Here is a 12,706-nt window from a genome sequence, read left to right on the forward strand (position 1 = left end):
AGCGCCACGCGGCGCGGTCAGTCCAGCCGCTCGAACGCGATCGAGCGCCGCGCGGGTTCCGCCAGCGCCAGTCTCACGTTGAGCGAATCGCCCGGCGTCAGTCCCGAATCATCGACGCGCGCGGTGACGGGCAGGTCGCGCAGCTGGATCGCCGCGCCCCGCTCGCCGATGTCGGTGACGGCGGCGGCGAACATCTCGCCCTCGCGCCCCGTCAGCATCACCGCCTCGGCCATGTCGATCACCGCACGGTCGATTCGTCCCGCCAGTGCGTCGGCGCGCGCCATCACCTTGGGCAGCCGCGCGAACGCCGCCTCGACCGGCTCCGGCACGGCGCGTCCGTTCGCCACCGCCAGCGCCGCTTGTACGACATAGCGGTCGGCCAGCCGCCGCAGCGGCGCGGTGGCATGGGCGTAGGGCGCCGCCACCGCCGCATGCCACGGCGTCTCGCCCGCGCGAAACGGGCGATAGCCGGCGCCATTGCCCGCGCGCCGGATCGCCAGCATCAGCGCCGCATCACGCGGCCGCGCGGCGTCGAGCGTGCGCTCGAACTGCGTCAGCGTCGCCTGTTGCGGCCAGTCGATGCCGAGCGCCCGCGCGGTCAGCCGCAGCCGCCGCACCGCGCCATCGTTGGGCTCCTCCATCACGCGGAACAGCCCGGTGCCATGCGCCTGCAACGCGTCCGCCACCGCCATGTTGCACGCGAGCGAGAGCGCGGCATTCTGTCCCTCCGAGGCATGCCGCGCGCGAAACGCCAGCGTCAGCGACCCGTTCGCCGCGCGCGCCAGCTCCTGCTCGGGCGGATCGACTCGCGCCGCGCCGCGCTCGGCCTCGGCGCGCTGGATGCGCGCGGACAGTTCGGCAAAGCCCTCGGGCAGGTCCGTGTCACGCACGCTCGCATAAGCGAGCTTCGCGCGGCTGCGGACCACCGCGCGCGTCGCCGCGTCGAGCTTGACCCCGCCGTCCGGCCGCACCCGCACGCTGAACACCACCGCCGGGCGCGGCCCGTCGGGCAACAGGCTCGCCGCGCCCTCGGCCAGCACCGGCGGGTAGAGCCCGGCCTTGCCATCGGGCAGATAGAGCGTCTCGCCACGCGACCAGCCTTCGGCATCGATCGCCCCGCCATCCTCGACGAACCACGCCACATCGGCGATGGCATAGTGCAGGATCAGGTCGGTCCCGGCCGCCTCGATGCTGAACGCCTGGTCGAGATCGGTCGCGCTGGCGGGGTCGAGCGTGACGAAGCGCCGGGCGGTCCAGTCATCATGCTCGCCCGGCACCCGCCGCGCCGCCGTCTCCGCCGCCGCCAGCACCTCGGCCGGGAAGCCGGCGGGAACCTGAAACTCGGTGCGGATCGCGGCGAGGCCATCGGCGAGCGCGTGGGCGGGGTCGCGGAGCGTCTTCATGGCACGACGCTAGACTCGCGCAGCGTCGTTGCACAGGCCCGGCGCTCGGCTATCGTCGGCAACTTGTTGCGGTGGGAGTATGCGATGCGGATCGGCTTGGCGGTGATGCTGCTGGCGCTTGTAAGTCCCGCAATGGCGCAGGATGGCGTGACGCTGCCACCCGCGGCGCGGGATGTCGCCGAAAAGTCGATCGACGAACTCCAGCTGATGCTCGCACGCGGCGAGCTGACCAGCGTCCAGCTCACCCAGGCCTATCTCGACCGCGTCCGCCTGCTCGACCGCGCCGGGCCGAAGCTGCGCAGCGTCATCGCGCTCAACCCGCAGGCGCTGGAGCAAGCGCGCAAGGCCGACCGCGACCGCCGCCTGCGCATCGCGCGCGGGCCGCTGTTCGGCATCCCGGTGCTGATCAAGGACAATATCGACACCGCCGAAAACGCCACCACCGCCGGCAGCCTCGCGCTGAAGGCCAATTTCACCCGCCGCGACGCGCCGCTGGTGGCAAGCCTGCGTGCGGCCGGGGCGATCATCCTCGGCAAGACCAACCTCAGCGAATGGGCCAACATCCGCGACAATGACTCGATGAGCGGGTGGAGCGCCGTGGGCGGTCTCGTCCGCAACCCCTATGCGCTCGACCGCACCGCCTGCGGCTCGTCGAGCGGCAGTGGCGCGGCGGTGGCGGCGAGCCTTGCCGCGGCGGCGGTCGGCACAGAGACCGACGGCTCGGTGATCTGCCCCAGTGCGATGAACGGGCTGGTCGGGCTGAAGCCAACGGTCGGCGCGGTCAGCCGTACCCATGTCGTGCCGATCAGCCACAGCCAGGACACGCCCGGCCCGATGGCGCGAACCGTCAAGGATGCGGCGGCGCTGTTCGCCGGGATGATCGGCAGCGATCCCGCCGACGCGGCGACGATGGCGGCAGATGGCAGGCGCGAAGCACTGACGCCGGACTGGTCACGCGCGTCGCTCAAGGGCGTCCGCCTCGCGGTGATGCGCCCGAACATGAACGCCGCGCTCGCTGCGCGGTTCGACGCGCAGCTTGCGCTGCTCAAGGCGCAGGGCGCGGTGCTGGTCGAGGTCGAGCGGCCCAGAACCGAGGGCCTTGGCGACGCCGAATTCCAGGTGCTGCTGATGGAGCTCAAGACCGATCTCGCGGCCTATCTCGCGACCACCCCGCCAGCGGTGAAGATCCGCACGCTGGCCGACGCCATCGCGTTCAACAAGGCCAGTGCTGCGTCCGAAATGGGCTATTTCGGCCAAGGTATCTTCGAGCTGGCGGAGAAGACCGGCGGCACCGCCGACCCCAAATATGCCGAGGCCCGCGCCAGGTCCGTCAAGCTCGCCAGCGAAGCGATCGACACGATGCTGGCGAAAGCGAATGCCGAGGCGATCGTCACCCCGAGCTATGGCCTGCCCTGGCTGTCCGACCCGGTGCATGGCGATCAGTCCAGCGGCCCCAGCGCGAGCCAGCTTCCTGCCGTTGCCGGCTATCCGCACCTCACCGTGCCGATGGGGCTGGTGAAGGGATTGCCGGCCGGGCTTTCATGGATCGGCGGCAAATGGCGCGACGGACGGCTGCTGGAACTGGGCCTGGCCTATGAGCAGGCGTCCAAGGCGCGCGTCGCGCCGGGCTATCGCGCGAGCGTGGATGCCGGGGCGGGACTGGAACCGGCGCGCTGATCGACGCCGCTACTCCGCCGTCGTCGGATCGATCACCGTGCGAACCTGCGCGACGCTGTTCGCGGGAAAGCCCGCCTGCTCGGCATGCTGCCGGATCAGCGCCGCATCGGGCGCGCGGTAGATACAGTAGATCTTGTCGTCGGTGACGTAGCTGTGCACCCACTGAATGTCGGGTCCGAGGTCGCGAAGCACCGAGCAGGATGTCTGGGAAGCGCCTTTCAGATCGTCCGTACCGAGCGAACCGGCGCCGGGCATTTCGCGCTCGATCACAAACTGAGGCATGAATCCTCTCCTTGCGTCATGAAAGATCGAGAATGCGCCTCCGCCGGCGCTGAGTCCAGTAAGGTCGCTAGATCGCCGTCCAGTCGATTGGCTGATGCCGGTCCAGCGTCTTCGACCTGTCCGGCAGCGGGTATTTCAGCCCCGTCGCGCAGTTGAACAGCAGCGATGTCTCCCCGTCCTTCACCCAGCCCTCCGCGCGCGCCTGCCGCCACGCCGCCAGCGTCGCGCCGCCCTCGGGGCACAGCAGCAGGCCGTCGCTGGTCGCTGCATCGTCCACCGCCAGCGCCAGCGCCGCGTCGCTCACCGCCATTGCGCGGCCATTGCTCTCGCGCACCGCGTCGAGGATCAGGAAGTCGCCCACCGCCTGCGGCACGCGAATGCCGGCCGCGATGGTGTGCGCGTCTTCCCAGCGCGCCGCGTGGCGCTCGCCATTTTCCCATGCGCGCACCATCGGCGCGCAGCCCTCGGCTTGCACCGCCACCATCCGCGGCAGCTTCGCGCCGATCCAGCCGAGCGCCTGCAATTCGGCGAATGCCTTCCACATGCCGATGAGGCCGGTGCCGCCGCCGGTCGGATAGAAGATCACGTCGGGCAGCGCCCAGCCGAACTGCTCGGCCAGCTCCAGTCCCATCGTCTTCTTGCCCTCGATCCGATAGGGTTCCTTGAGCGTCGAGAGGTCGAACCAGCCGCGCGCCGCGCACCCCTCGCGCACCAGTTTCCCGCAATCATCGATCAGGCCGTTGACGCGATAGACGCGCGCGCCCTGCGCCGCGATCTCGCGGACGTTGATCTCCGGCGTGTCGTCGGGGCAGAAGATGATCGCCTCCATCCCTGCCTGCGCCGCATATGCGGCGGCCGCCGCGCCGGCATTGCCGTTGGTCGGCATGGCGATGGCGGTGACGCCCAGTTCCTTCGCCATGCTGATCGCCATGACGAGCCCGCGCGCCTTGAACGACCCGGTTGGCAGCCGGCCTTCGTCCTTGACCAGCAGCTCGCCGGGGCCTGCGCCCGCCGTGCGCCCGATCTGGTCGAGCGTCACCACCGGCGTGTCGATCTCGCCGAGGCTGATGATGTTGGCGGTGTCGCGCACCGGCAGCAGCTCGCGCCAGCGCCACAGGTCGCGCGGGCGGGCGGCGATTTCCGCCTTGCTCAGCGCCGCGCCGACACCCGGAAGATCATAACGCACCAGCAGCGGCCGCCCGGCAGCGGACAGGCCATGCAGCCGGTCGGCTTCATGGCGCTCACCGGTCAGCCCGCATTCGAGATGCGTGACGAAGGTCGGGCGGTCGGTGACGAGGTTGGCGTTGGATGGCAGGGTCATGCACCCCTCTTACCGCTACCGCCAAGCGCTTGAAATGTAGGATTTCGCCTGCTTGGATCGGCAGGCTCTTTGACTGGTGAATCTGCGCCCGCACGTCAGCCGCTCTCGCGATGGATGTCGGGACGTTTGTGACTTTCCAGTCAGCCGCGCACGAAGAAGGGGCCGGAACGTGCGCTCCAGCCCCTCATCGGTTCGGTGCCCGAAGCCTCAGGCGGCGGCGATGGCGGCCTTGAGGTCGTCGACGAGGTCGGTGCGCTCCCATGGGAAGAAGTCGCCCTCGGCCTTGCGCCCGAAATGGCCATAGGCGGCGGTGCGCGCATAGATCGGCTTGTTGAGCCCGAGATGCGTGCGGATGCCGCGCGGGGTCAGCCCGCCGAGCTTCTCGATCTTGCCGATCGCTTCCTCGATCTTGTCGTCGCCGACCGTGCCGGTGCCGTGCGTGTCGACGTACAGCGACAGCGGCTTGGAAACGCCGATCGCATAAGCGAGCTGGATCGTGCAGCGCTGCGCAAGGCCCGCCGCGACGATGTTCTTGGCGAGGTAGCGCGTGATGTACGCCGCCGAGCGGTCGACCTTGGTCGGGTCCTTGCCGCTGAACGCGCCGCCGCCATGCGGGGCAGCCCCGCCATAGGTGTCGACGATGATCTTGCGCCCGGTCAGGCCCGCATCGCCATCGGGGCCGCCGATCTCGAAGCTGCCGGTCGGGTTGATGTGATAGACGGTCTGGTCGCTCAGCAGATGCGCCGGGATGACATCGGCGATCACGCCCTTCACATAGGCGTGCAGCTCGGCTTCCTTGTCGCCCGCGTCATAGCCCTTGCCATGCTGGGTCGAGACGACGACCGCGGTGCACGCCACCGGCACGCTGCCCTCGTAGCGCAACGTCACCTGGCTCTTGGTGTCGGGTTCGAGGAACGGCGCCTTCTTCGAATGACGGTCGGCCGCCATCTGCTCGAGGATCTTGTGGCTGTAGTACAAGGTCGCCGGCATCAGGTCGGGCGTATCGTTGGCGGCATAGCCGAACATGATGCCCTGGTCGCCCGCGCCCTCGTCCTTGTTGCCGCTCGCGTCCACGCCCTGCGCGATATGCGCCGACTGCGGATGCAGATTGTTCTCGAAGCGCAGCGTCTCCCAGTGGAAGCCGTCCTGCTCGTAACCGATCGCCTTGACCGTATCGCGGACGGCCTGCTCGACCTCGTCGCGCACGCCCGGCGCCCAGTTGCCGGCCTCGTCCATGATGCCCTTGCCGCGGATCTCACCGGCCAGCACCACCAGCTGCGTGGTGGTCAGCGTCTCGCACGCGATACGCGCCTCGGGATCCTTGGCGAGAAACAGGTCGACGATCGCATCCGAGATCTGGTCCGACACCTTGTCGGGATGACCCTCGGACACCGACTCCGACGTGAAGAGATAGCTGGAACGCATGTCAGTCCTCATATTGGCCAGGCCGTTGCCATGCCCGGCATCAAGTTAACGATATAAAGAAGTCGTTATATGATGTCCCTAGCGAGTGACGCGCCGAATGGCAATCGCTGCGATCAGCAGCCCGCCCGCGATGAGGAAGGCCAGCAGATTGCCAAACCGCGCGAACAGCGTCGGCGGCAGCGCAGCGGGCATCGGCGCCTCGATCGCTTTGGCCTCACCCATGCCGGCGGCGGCGGCGATGCGGCCATGCGCATCGATGATCGCCGAGATGCCGGTGGGGGTCGAGCGCAGGATCGGCAGCCCCTCCTCGATCGCCCGCATCCGCGCCTGCGCCAGATGCTGCGGCGGCCCCCACGCCCCGAACCAGGCGTCGTTGGACGGGTTGAACAGGATTGCGGGGCGGTTGCCGGGATCGACCGTTTGTCCTGAGAAGATGATCTCGTAGCAGATCTGCATCCCCACCTTGCCGAAGCCCGGCACGTCGAGCGTGCGCGGTCCCGGCCCCGGCGCAAAGTCGATCTCGCCTGCCACCAGCCGCGACAGGCCGAGCGGCTGGAGCAGCGTGCGCATCGGCAGATATTCGCCATAGGGCACCAGATGCGCCTTGTCGTAGCGCCCGCGGATGCCGCCCATGGGATCGATCGCGAACACCGAATTGGTCGCAGCGTCGAGCGTCTTGTCCCCGCCGAACAGCAGCGCGTTGCCGCCGATCAGCGCCATGTCCTTTGGCCCGAGCGTCAGCGCGATCATCTGGCGCACGGTGCGCGGATCGGCCTTGCCGTACCATTCCGCCGGATAGCCCTGCTCGATCCAGTAATCGACCGAGCCTTCGGGCCAGACGATCAGGCGGGGGACCGGGCCGCCGGGCAGGATCGTCTGCTTGTCGTTGGACAGCCGCACCAGCGCGTCCATCGCCTTCTTGGCATAGCTGCCGTCGAGCGTCGCTTCCTGCCCGATATTGGGTTGCAGCACGCGCACCAGCGGCGCGCCGGCCCGCGGTGCCGGCGCCTCCGGATGCAACATCAGCGCGGCTGCAAGGGCCGCAACGGCGTAACCGGCGAGCGGGCGCCAGTTGCGCATGCTGGCCAGATACAGCGTGCCTCCGCCGAGCATCGCGAGCCCCGACATGGCATAGGTGCCAATCCACGCCGCGACCTGCGCGATCCCCGGCAGCGGCAGCCACATCATGCCGAGCGGGTTCCACGGATAGCCGGTGAAGATCACCCCGCGCAGATATTCGGTGACGATCCACGCCGCCGCGGCGATCAGGACGAAGGGCAGGTCGGGCTTGCGCGCCTGCCGGAACCGCCACGCCAGCCCCATCGCCAGCGCCGGATAGATCGCAAGGTAGAGCGAGAGCAGGACGACGGCGAGATAGCCCAGTGCCGGGGGCATCTTGTCCTGATAGTCGAAGGCGTGCTGGATCCAGTTGTTGCCGACCGTGAAATGGCTGAGCCCGAACAGCCAGCCGCGCAGCAGCGCCTGCCTGAGGCTCGGCGCCTCGTGCGTCAGCCGCAACAGGATGGCGACGCAGATGAGCCCCGCGAGCCACCAGTCGAGCGGGGCGAATGCGGTCGCTGAGACAGCGCCGGCGACGAGGGCGATCAGGCGGGGGCGGGGCAGCATCGCGCACCGTATCGCCTCGCAACGTGACAGACACAAGCGCCGGGCGTATCAGACGGACAACACACTTGAGGAAAACCCATGCCTGACCCCGTCATCGTCGATATCCCGCACAAGCTCGGCAAGGAGGGCGCGCGGGCGCGGCTCGCCAAGGGCGTCGGCAAGATCGGCAGCATGATTCCCGGCGGCGGCGCGGTGCAGGAAAGGTGGGAGGGCGATACGCTGCATTTCACCGTCACCGCGATGGGGCAGAGCGTGGCGAGCCGGCTCGACCTGCACGAGACCCGTGTCCATGCCGAAGTCGATTTGCCGCCGATGCTCGCGCTGTTCGCGAACAAGATTCGCGAGAAGCTGCAGAAGGAAGCGCCCAAGCTGCTCGAGTGAGCGGAACCGACGGGCCGCCATGACGGTTTGCGCATTGAGGAGGTCCCGATGCGTAACCTGCCGCCCACTCCGCCGCTCGTGCTGGCCCACCGCCAGGTGGAGCGCTGAGATGCGCGCGATCCGCTGGCCGCTGGTGGGGATGATCGTTGCGGGATCACTGGCTTTTGGCAGTTGCGCCGGTGCGCTCGCCGGGCATTTCACGGTGACCGGCGGTCTCTATCCCGATGGCGGATGGCAGATGCCGAGCTATGGCGTCGAGCAGGAGATCGCCGCGCTGCCGCCCGCCGCCGCAACGGTGCGGGCGCCCAATACGCCGCAATTTGTCGGCTATTATCCTGCCCAGGCTTCCGACGTGCCGCAGCCGATCGCCGCCGAGGCGGCGGCGCGCGATTACGACGCGCTCTATGATCAGCCTGCTTATGCCGATGCGAGCTATGCGAAGATGGACCATGAGGCGGCCATCGCGGCGACCGATGCCGCCGCCGCTGCGCCGACGCGCAGCGAGCCTGAAACCGCCGACATCGCGGTTTACCGGGGCGCGGAAGCGGCGGCGGAAGCGGTGCCCGCGGACTGAGGCGAACTTACCCGCCAGATCACATTGCCGACATCGTCCGCGACCAGCAGCGCGCCGCTGGCGTCCGCCGTCACGCCGACCGGGCGGCCCCGCGCATTGCCTTCGCCGTCGAGGAAGCCGGTCAGCACATCGACCGGCTTGGCGCCCTTGACCGGCAGCCCCTTGCCGTCGAACGGCACATAGACGACCTTGTAACCGGTCGCCGGCACACGATTCCACGAGCCGTGCAAGCCGATGAACGCGCCGCTGGCATAGCTGCCGCCGAGTTGCACATCCTGCGCGAAGGTCAGGCCGAGCGGGGCGACATGCGCGCCCAGCGCGAAATCGGGCCGTGCGGTATATTCGAGCAAATCGGGCCGTTCGGGCCGCACGCGCTTGTCGACATAGCCACCCCAATAGCTCCACGGCCAGCCATAGAAGGCGCCGATATCGACTTGCGTGAGATAATCGGGCGGCATGTCCGATCCGAGCATGTCGCGTTCGTTGACCACCGCCCATAGCCGCTTGCTCGCAGGGTTCAGCGCGAGGCCGACGGGATTGCGGATGCCAGTGGCGAAGATGCGGACCTGTTTGCTATTCGGGTCGACTTCGAGGATCGCGGCGCGGCGTTTCTCCAGGTCGAGGCCATTTTCGGCGATGTTAGAGGCGGAGCCGACGCTGACATAGAAGGTCTGACCGCTGGGGCTGAGGATCAGGTCGCGCGTCCAGTGATTGCCGCCGCCGGGCAGGTCGGCGATCTTGCGCGCCTTGGCCGCGATCTTCGTGTCGCCGACCTTGAACGGGAAAGCGATCACCGCATTGTGATTGGCGACGTAGAGCGTCTCGCCGAGCAGCACCATGCCGAACGGCGAATCGAGCCCGTTGGCGGCGGTGAGCAGTGCCGAGCGGCTTTCCGCCACGCCATCGCCATCGGCGTCGCGCAGCAAGGTGATGCGGTTGGCCGAGGGCACGCCGGCGCCGGCGCGGCCCATCAGCGTCTTCATCACCCAGCCGGTGAACCCGCCGCCCTCGCGTGGCGGCGAGTTGCTCTCGGCCACCAGCACGTCGCCATTCGGAAGGCGATAGAGCCAGCGTGGATGATCGAGCCCCTTGGCGAAGGCGTTGACCGTCAAACCCGCCGCGGCCGTGGGCTTGGCCTCGCCCGGCCAGCCGACGGCCTTGGCGACGTTCACCGTGGGGAAGGTTTCCTGCCGCGGCGAGGAGAGCTTGGGGAAGCGGCCCGCCACGTCGTTCGCGGCCAGCTTCGCCACATCGGGACGGCTCAGCCACCAGACGGTGCCGAGCGCGACGAGCGCGAGCACGAGCAGCACGATCAGAAATTTGCGCAAACGAGTCATGCCTCGGTCTCCACCAGTTCCTTGGGCGGGTGAAGCCGCAGCTTGCGGACGCGGGTCGCGTCGGCCTCGAGCACCTCGAGCGTCCAGCCGCTCGGATGGGCCAGGCATTCGCCTGCCTGCGGCACATGCCCGGCGAGGATGAAGGCGAGGCCGCCGAGCGTCTCGATATCCTCCTCGACCTCGCCCAGCCGCGGATCGATCGCCGCGGCGACGTCCTCCAGCTCGGCGCGCGCATCGGCGTCCCAGCCGCCATCGTCGAGCGGCACGAACAGCGCGGCGGGGGCATCGTCATGCTCGTCGTCGATCTCGCCGACGATCTCCTCGACCAGATCCTCGATCGTGATCAGTCCTTCGGTGCCCGAATATTCGTCGAGCACGATGGCGAGGTGGGTGCGGCTCGCCTGCATCTGCGCGAGCAGGTCGAGCGTGCCCATCGATTGCGGGACGTAGAGCGGCGTGCGCATGAGGTCGGTGATCTTGGACGGCGGGCCGGCGCCGGCGGCGACGACGCCGAACACGTCCTTGATGTGAATCATCCCGACCACGCGGTCGAGCTTCTCGCGATAGACCGGCAAGCGGCTGTGCCCGGCCTCGGCGAACAGCTGGACCAGCTCGGCGAAGCTCGTCTTTTCCTCGACCGCGACGATATCGGCGCGCGGTACGCCGACATCGCCCGCGTCGCGCTCGCCGAAATGAAGCAGGTTGCGCATCATCTTGCGCTCGAGCGGCGAGAGGTCGCCATTGGCGTTGAGGCCGCTCGTCGCGCCCGCTTCGCCCTCGGCCTCGTCGATCGCGTCCTCAATCCGCTCCCTCAGCGTCTCGTTATGCTCGTCGCCGAACAGCAGGGTGCGCAGGCCGCGCCATATTCCCCCGTCGCCGCTACTGTCGCCGTTCCCGCTACTGGAACCGTCTGCCATTGGAGTGTTCAGTCCTCGCGCACCAGATAGGGGTCGGGGATGCCCAATGTCTCGAGCGCGGCGCGCTCCATCGATTCCATCGCCTCGGCTTCGGAATCCCCCTGATGGTCATAGCCTAGCAAATGCAGCACCCCATGGACAATGAGGTGCGTGGCATGATGCTCGACGCTGATGCCCTTCTCCGCCGCTTCGGTGACGCAGACGCCATGCGCGAGCACGATATCGCCGAGGATCACCTCGCCATCGTCGCTGTTCTGGGTCAGCACCTCGATCAGATCGGGCTCGATCATCGGGAAGGAGAGAACGTTGGTCGGCTTGTCCTTTTGCCGGTACTGCGCGTTGAGCTGGCGCACCTCCGCGTCCGAGGTCAGCCGCACCGCGATCTCGATCGTCGCCTCGGCGGCTGCGAGCTCGCCATAGGGCGTCTGCTCGATCGCGGCCGCGGCGGCGCGGGCACTGATCGCGTCCCAGTCGAGCTGCGGCCAGTCGCCTTCGCGCTGGACGGCGACGTCAAGCATCGCCGCCCTCATAGGCATTGACGATTCGGCCGACGATCGGGTGGCGCACGACGTCGCCGATGCCGAAGCGGACCATTGCCATGCCCTCGATCCCTTCAAGCTTGTTCACCGCATCGTTGAGGCCCGACGCCCCCGGCCCGCCGGGCAGGTCCGTCTGCTTGGGATCGCCGCACACCACCATGCGGCTGTTCTGGCCGAAGCGGGTGAGGAACATCTTCATCTGCATTGGCGTCGTGTTCTGCGCCTCGTCGAGGATCACGAAGGCGTCGGCGAGCGTGCGGCCGCGCATGAAGGCGATCGGCGCGATCTCGATCTCGCCCGAGGAAATGCGGCGCTCGACCTGCTCGGCAGGCAGGCAGTCGTAGAGCGCGTCGTAGAGCGGGCGCAGATAGGGGTCGACCTTGTCCTTCATGTCACCCGGCAGGAAGCCCAGCCGCTCGCCCGCCTCGACCGCGGGGCGCGAGAGGATCAGGCGCTTGACCGAACCGGTGATCAGCTGCGCGACGGCCTGCGCCACCGCGAGATAGGTCTTGCCGGTGCCCGCCGGCCCGAGCGCGAAGATGATGTCGTTGGAGACGAGCGCGCGCATATACGCGGTCTGCGTCACCGAGCGCGGCACGATCGTCTTGTTGCGCGTGCGGATCATGATCGGCGGCGCGGCGCCGGAATCATTCTCGGCGCGGATGATCCCGCTGAAGGTCGGCTCGCTTGACATCGCGATCACGGCGTCGATCAGGCCGGTATCGATCGCTTCGCCGCGGATCACGCGGCTGTGAAGCTCTTGCAGCACTTCGCGGGCGTGCGCGACGGCTTCGGCGCTGCCCTCGATCACCACGCGCTGGCCGCGGGCATGGATATAGACGCCGAGCCGCTCCTCGAGCGCGAGGATGTTGCTGTCATACTCCCCGAACAGCTGCGGCAGCAGTTGCGGCCGGTCGAAGGTGACCTCGACTCGCGAGCGTTCACCATGCTGGGCGGGGACTGGCTTACGGCTCATGCGGTCCTTTCGAAGCGCGAAAAGTCACAAAGGTCCCGACATCTATCGCGCGAGAATGACGGCGGGGCGACAGGGCGGAAGCGCGGGCGAAAGGCGGCCATCAGGGGCAAACCGGGATGCAGCGCGGAGGTTCCGTTTCGCATGTCGTGCGGCGAGGATGGCAGAGCGCGGACGTGTAGGACAGGGGGCATGTCGGCACGCGATGCTTTTCCTGTGGGTGACGCCATTCGGCCACAGTCGCGGCCCTC

General features: G+C 68.3%; 12 protein-coding genes. 3 read left to right on the top strand and 9 right to left on the bottom strand.

Annotation, left to right across the window (positions count from 1 at the left end; genetic code table 11):
• Positions 1–17: 17 nt before the first annotated feature.
• Entirely contained in the window at positions 18–1,403 is a 1,386-nt protein-coding gene (locus tag M9978_RS05210; protein ID WP_254291920.1) for an RNB domain-containing ribonuclease, read from the bottom strand.
• Between the two features lie 84 nt (positions 1,404–1,487).
• Here M9978_RS05210 and M9978_RS05215 point away from each other — a divergent pair, with 84 nt between their 5' ends.
• On the top strand, positions 1,488–3,080 hold the full coding sequence (locus M9978_RS05215) for an amidase (protein ID WP_254291921.1): 1,593 nt from the start codon (positions 1,488–1,490) through the stop codon (positions 3,078–3,080).
• Positions 3,081–3,089: 9 nt separating this feature from the next.
• Here M9978_RS05215 and M9978_RS05220 read toward each other — a convergent pair whose 3' ends face one another.
• The 4 genes from M9978_RS05220 to lnt form a co-directional block, all read right to left on the bottom strand.
• Positions 3,090–3,362, bottom strand: a complete 273-nt coding sequence (locus M9978_RS05220) for a DUF4242 domain-containing protein (protein WP_254291922.1) — start codon at positions 3,360–3,362, stop codon at positions 3,090–3,092.
• 67 nt (positions 3,363–3,429) lie between these two features.
• The gene (locus M9978_RS05225) at positions 3,430–4,683 is read right to left on the bottom strand and encodes a threonine synthase (protein WP_254291923.1); all 1,254 of its coding nucleotides are present in this window, start codon (positions 4,681–4,683) and stop codon (positions 3,430–3,432) included.
• A gap of 207 nt (positions 4,684–4,890) precedes the next feature.
• Positions 4,891–6,108, bottom strand: coding sequence for a methionine adenosyltransferase (metK, locus tag M9978_RS05230; RefSeq protein ID WP_254291924.1), 1,218 nt, complete (start codon positions 6,106–6,108; stop codon positions 4,891–4,893).
• A gap of 78 nt (positions 6,109–6,186) precedes the next feature.
• A complete protein-coding gene (gene lnt, locus M9978_RS05235; RefSeq protein ID WP_254291925.1) occupies positions 6,187–7,734 on the bottom strand; it encodes an apolipoprotein N-acyltransferase in 1,548 nt (515 codons plus the stop codon).
• Positions 7,735–7,812: 78 nt separating this feature from the next.
• Between lnt and M9978_RS05240 the strand changes: the two genes are divergently transcribed.
• Together M9978_RS05240 and M9978_RS05245 are read left to right on the top strand one after the other, a co-directional pair.
• Entirely contained in the window at positions 7,813–8,115 is a 303-nt protein-coding gene (locus tag M9978_RS05240; protein ID WP_254291926.1) for a polyhydroxyalkanoic acid system family protein, read from the top strand.
• Positions 8,116–8,224: 109 nt separating this feature from the next.
• The gene (locus tag M9978_RS05245) at positions 8,225–8,689 is read left to right on the top strand and encodes a hypothetical protein (protein WP_254291927.1); all 465 of its coding nucleotides are present in this window, start codon (positions 8,225–8,227) and stop codon (positions 8,687–8,689) included.
• Here the strand turns inward: M9978_RS05245 and M9978_RS05250 are convergent.
• From M9978_RS05250 to M9978_RS05265, 4 genes are read right to left on the bottom strand one after another with little or no spacing between them, the layout of a single operon-like run.
• Positions 8,644–10,017, bottom strand: a complete 1,374-nt coding sequence (locus tag M9978_RS05250; protein ID WP_254292165.1) for a PQQ-dependent sugar dehydrogenase — start codon at positions 10,015–10,017, stop codon at positions 8,644–8,646. The two genes, M9978_RS05245 and M9978_RS05250, sit on opposite strands and share 46 nt — an antisense overlap.
• 5 nt (positions 10,018–10,022) lie before the next feature.
• A complete protein-coding gene (locus M9978_RS05255; protein WP_254291928.1) occupies positions 10,023–10,943 on the bottom strand; it encodes a hemolysin family protein in 921 nt (306 codons plus the stop codon).
• 8 nt (positions 10,944–10,951) lie between these two features.
• Positions 10,952–11,461 carry an rRNA maturation RNase YbeY gene (ybeY, locus tag M9978_RS05260; RefSeq protein WP_254291929.1) on the bottom strand — a complete coding sequence of 170 codons (510 nt, stop codon included), beginning with the start codon at positions 11,459–11,461 and terminating at the stop codon, positions 10,952–10,954.
• Positions 11,454–12,458: a PhoH family protein gene (locus M9978_RS05265; protein WP_254291930.1), complete on the bottom strand. Its 1,005-nt coding sequence runs from the start codon at positions 12,456–12,458 to the stop codon at positions 11,454–11,456. The genes ybeY and M9978_RS05265 overlap by 8 nt, the downstream gene beginning before the upstream one ends.
• Between the last annotated feature and the right edge of the window lie 248 nt (positions 12,459–12,706).

The sequence above is a fragment of the Sphingomonas tagetis genome (assembly GCF_024211275.1).
In the GTDB taxonomy this organism is placed as follows: domain Bacteria; phylum Pseudomonadota; class Alphaproteobacteria; order Sphingomonadales; family Sphingomonadaceae; genus Sphingomonas; species Sphingomonas tagetis.

Excerpts from the sequence above, each read along its gene's own strand:
- M9978_RS05210 (WP_254291920.1), bottom strand. The coding sequence starts at position 1,403 with ATGAAGACGCTCCGCGACCCCGCCCACGCGCTCGCCGATGGCCTCGCC.
- M9978_RS05215 (WP_254291921.1), top strand. The coding sequence starts at position 1,488 with ATGCGGATCGGCTTGGCGGTGATGCTGCTGGCGCTTGTAAGTCCCGCA.
- M9978_RS05220 (WP_254291922.1), bottom strand. The coding sequence starts at position 3,362 with ATGCCTCAGTTTGTGATCGAGCGCGAAATGCCCGGCGCCGGTTCGCTC.
- M9978_RS05225 (WP_254291923.1), bottom strand. The coding sequence starts at position 4,683 with ATGACCCTGCCATCCAACGCCAACCTCGTCACCGACCGCCCGACCTTC.
- metK (WP_254291924.1), bottom strand. The coding sequence starts at position 6,108 with ATGCGTTCCAGCTATCTCTTCACGTCGGAGTCGGTGTCCGAGGGTCAT.
- lnt (WP_254291925.1), bottom strand. The coding sequence starts at position 7,734 with ATGCTGCCCCGCCCCCGCCTGATCGCCCTCGTCGCCGGCGCTGTCTCA.
- M9978_RS05240 (WP_254291926.1), top strand. The coding sequence starts at position 7,813 with ATGCCTGACCCCGTCATCGTCGATATCCCGCACAAGCTCGGCAAGGAG.
- M9978_RS05245 (WP_254291927.1), top strand. The coding sequence starts at position 8,225 with ATGCGCGCGATCCGCTGGCCGCTGGTGGGGATGATCGTTGCGGGATCA.
- M9978_RS05255 (WP_254291928.1), bottom strand. The coding sequence starts at position 10,943 with ATGGCAGACGGTTCCAGTAGCGGGAACGGCGACAGTAGCGGCGACGGG.
- ybeY (WP_254291929.1), bottom strand. The coding sequence starts at position 11,461 with ATGCTTGACGTCGCCGTCCAGCGCGAAGGCGACTGGCCGCAGCTCGAC.
- M9978_RS05265 (WP_254291930.1), bottom strand. The coding sequence starts at position 12,458 with ATGAGCCGTAAGCCAGTCCCCGCCCAGCATGGTGAACGCTCGCGAGTC.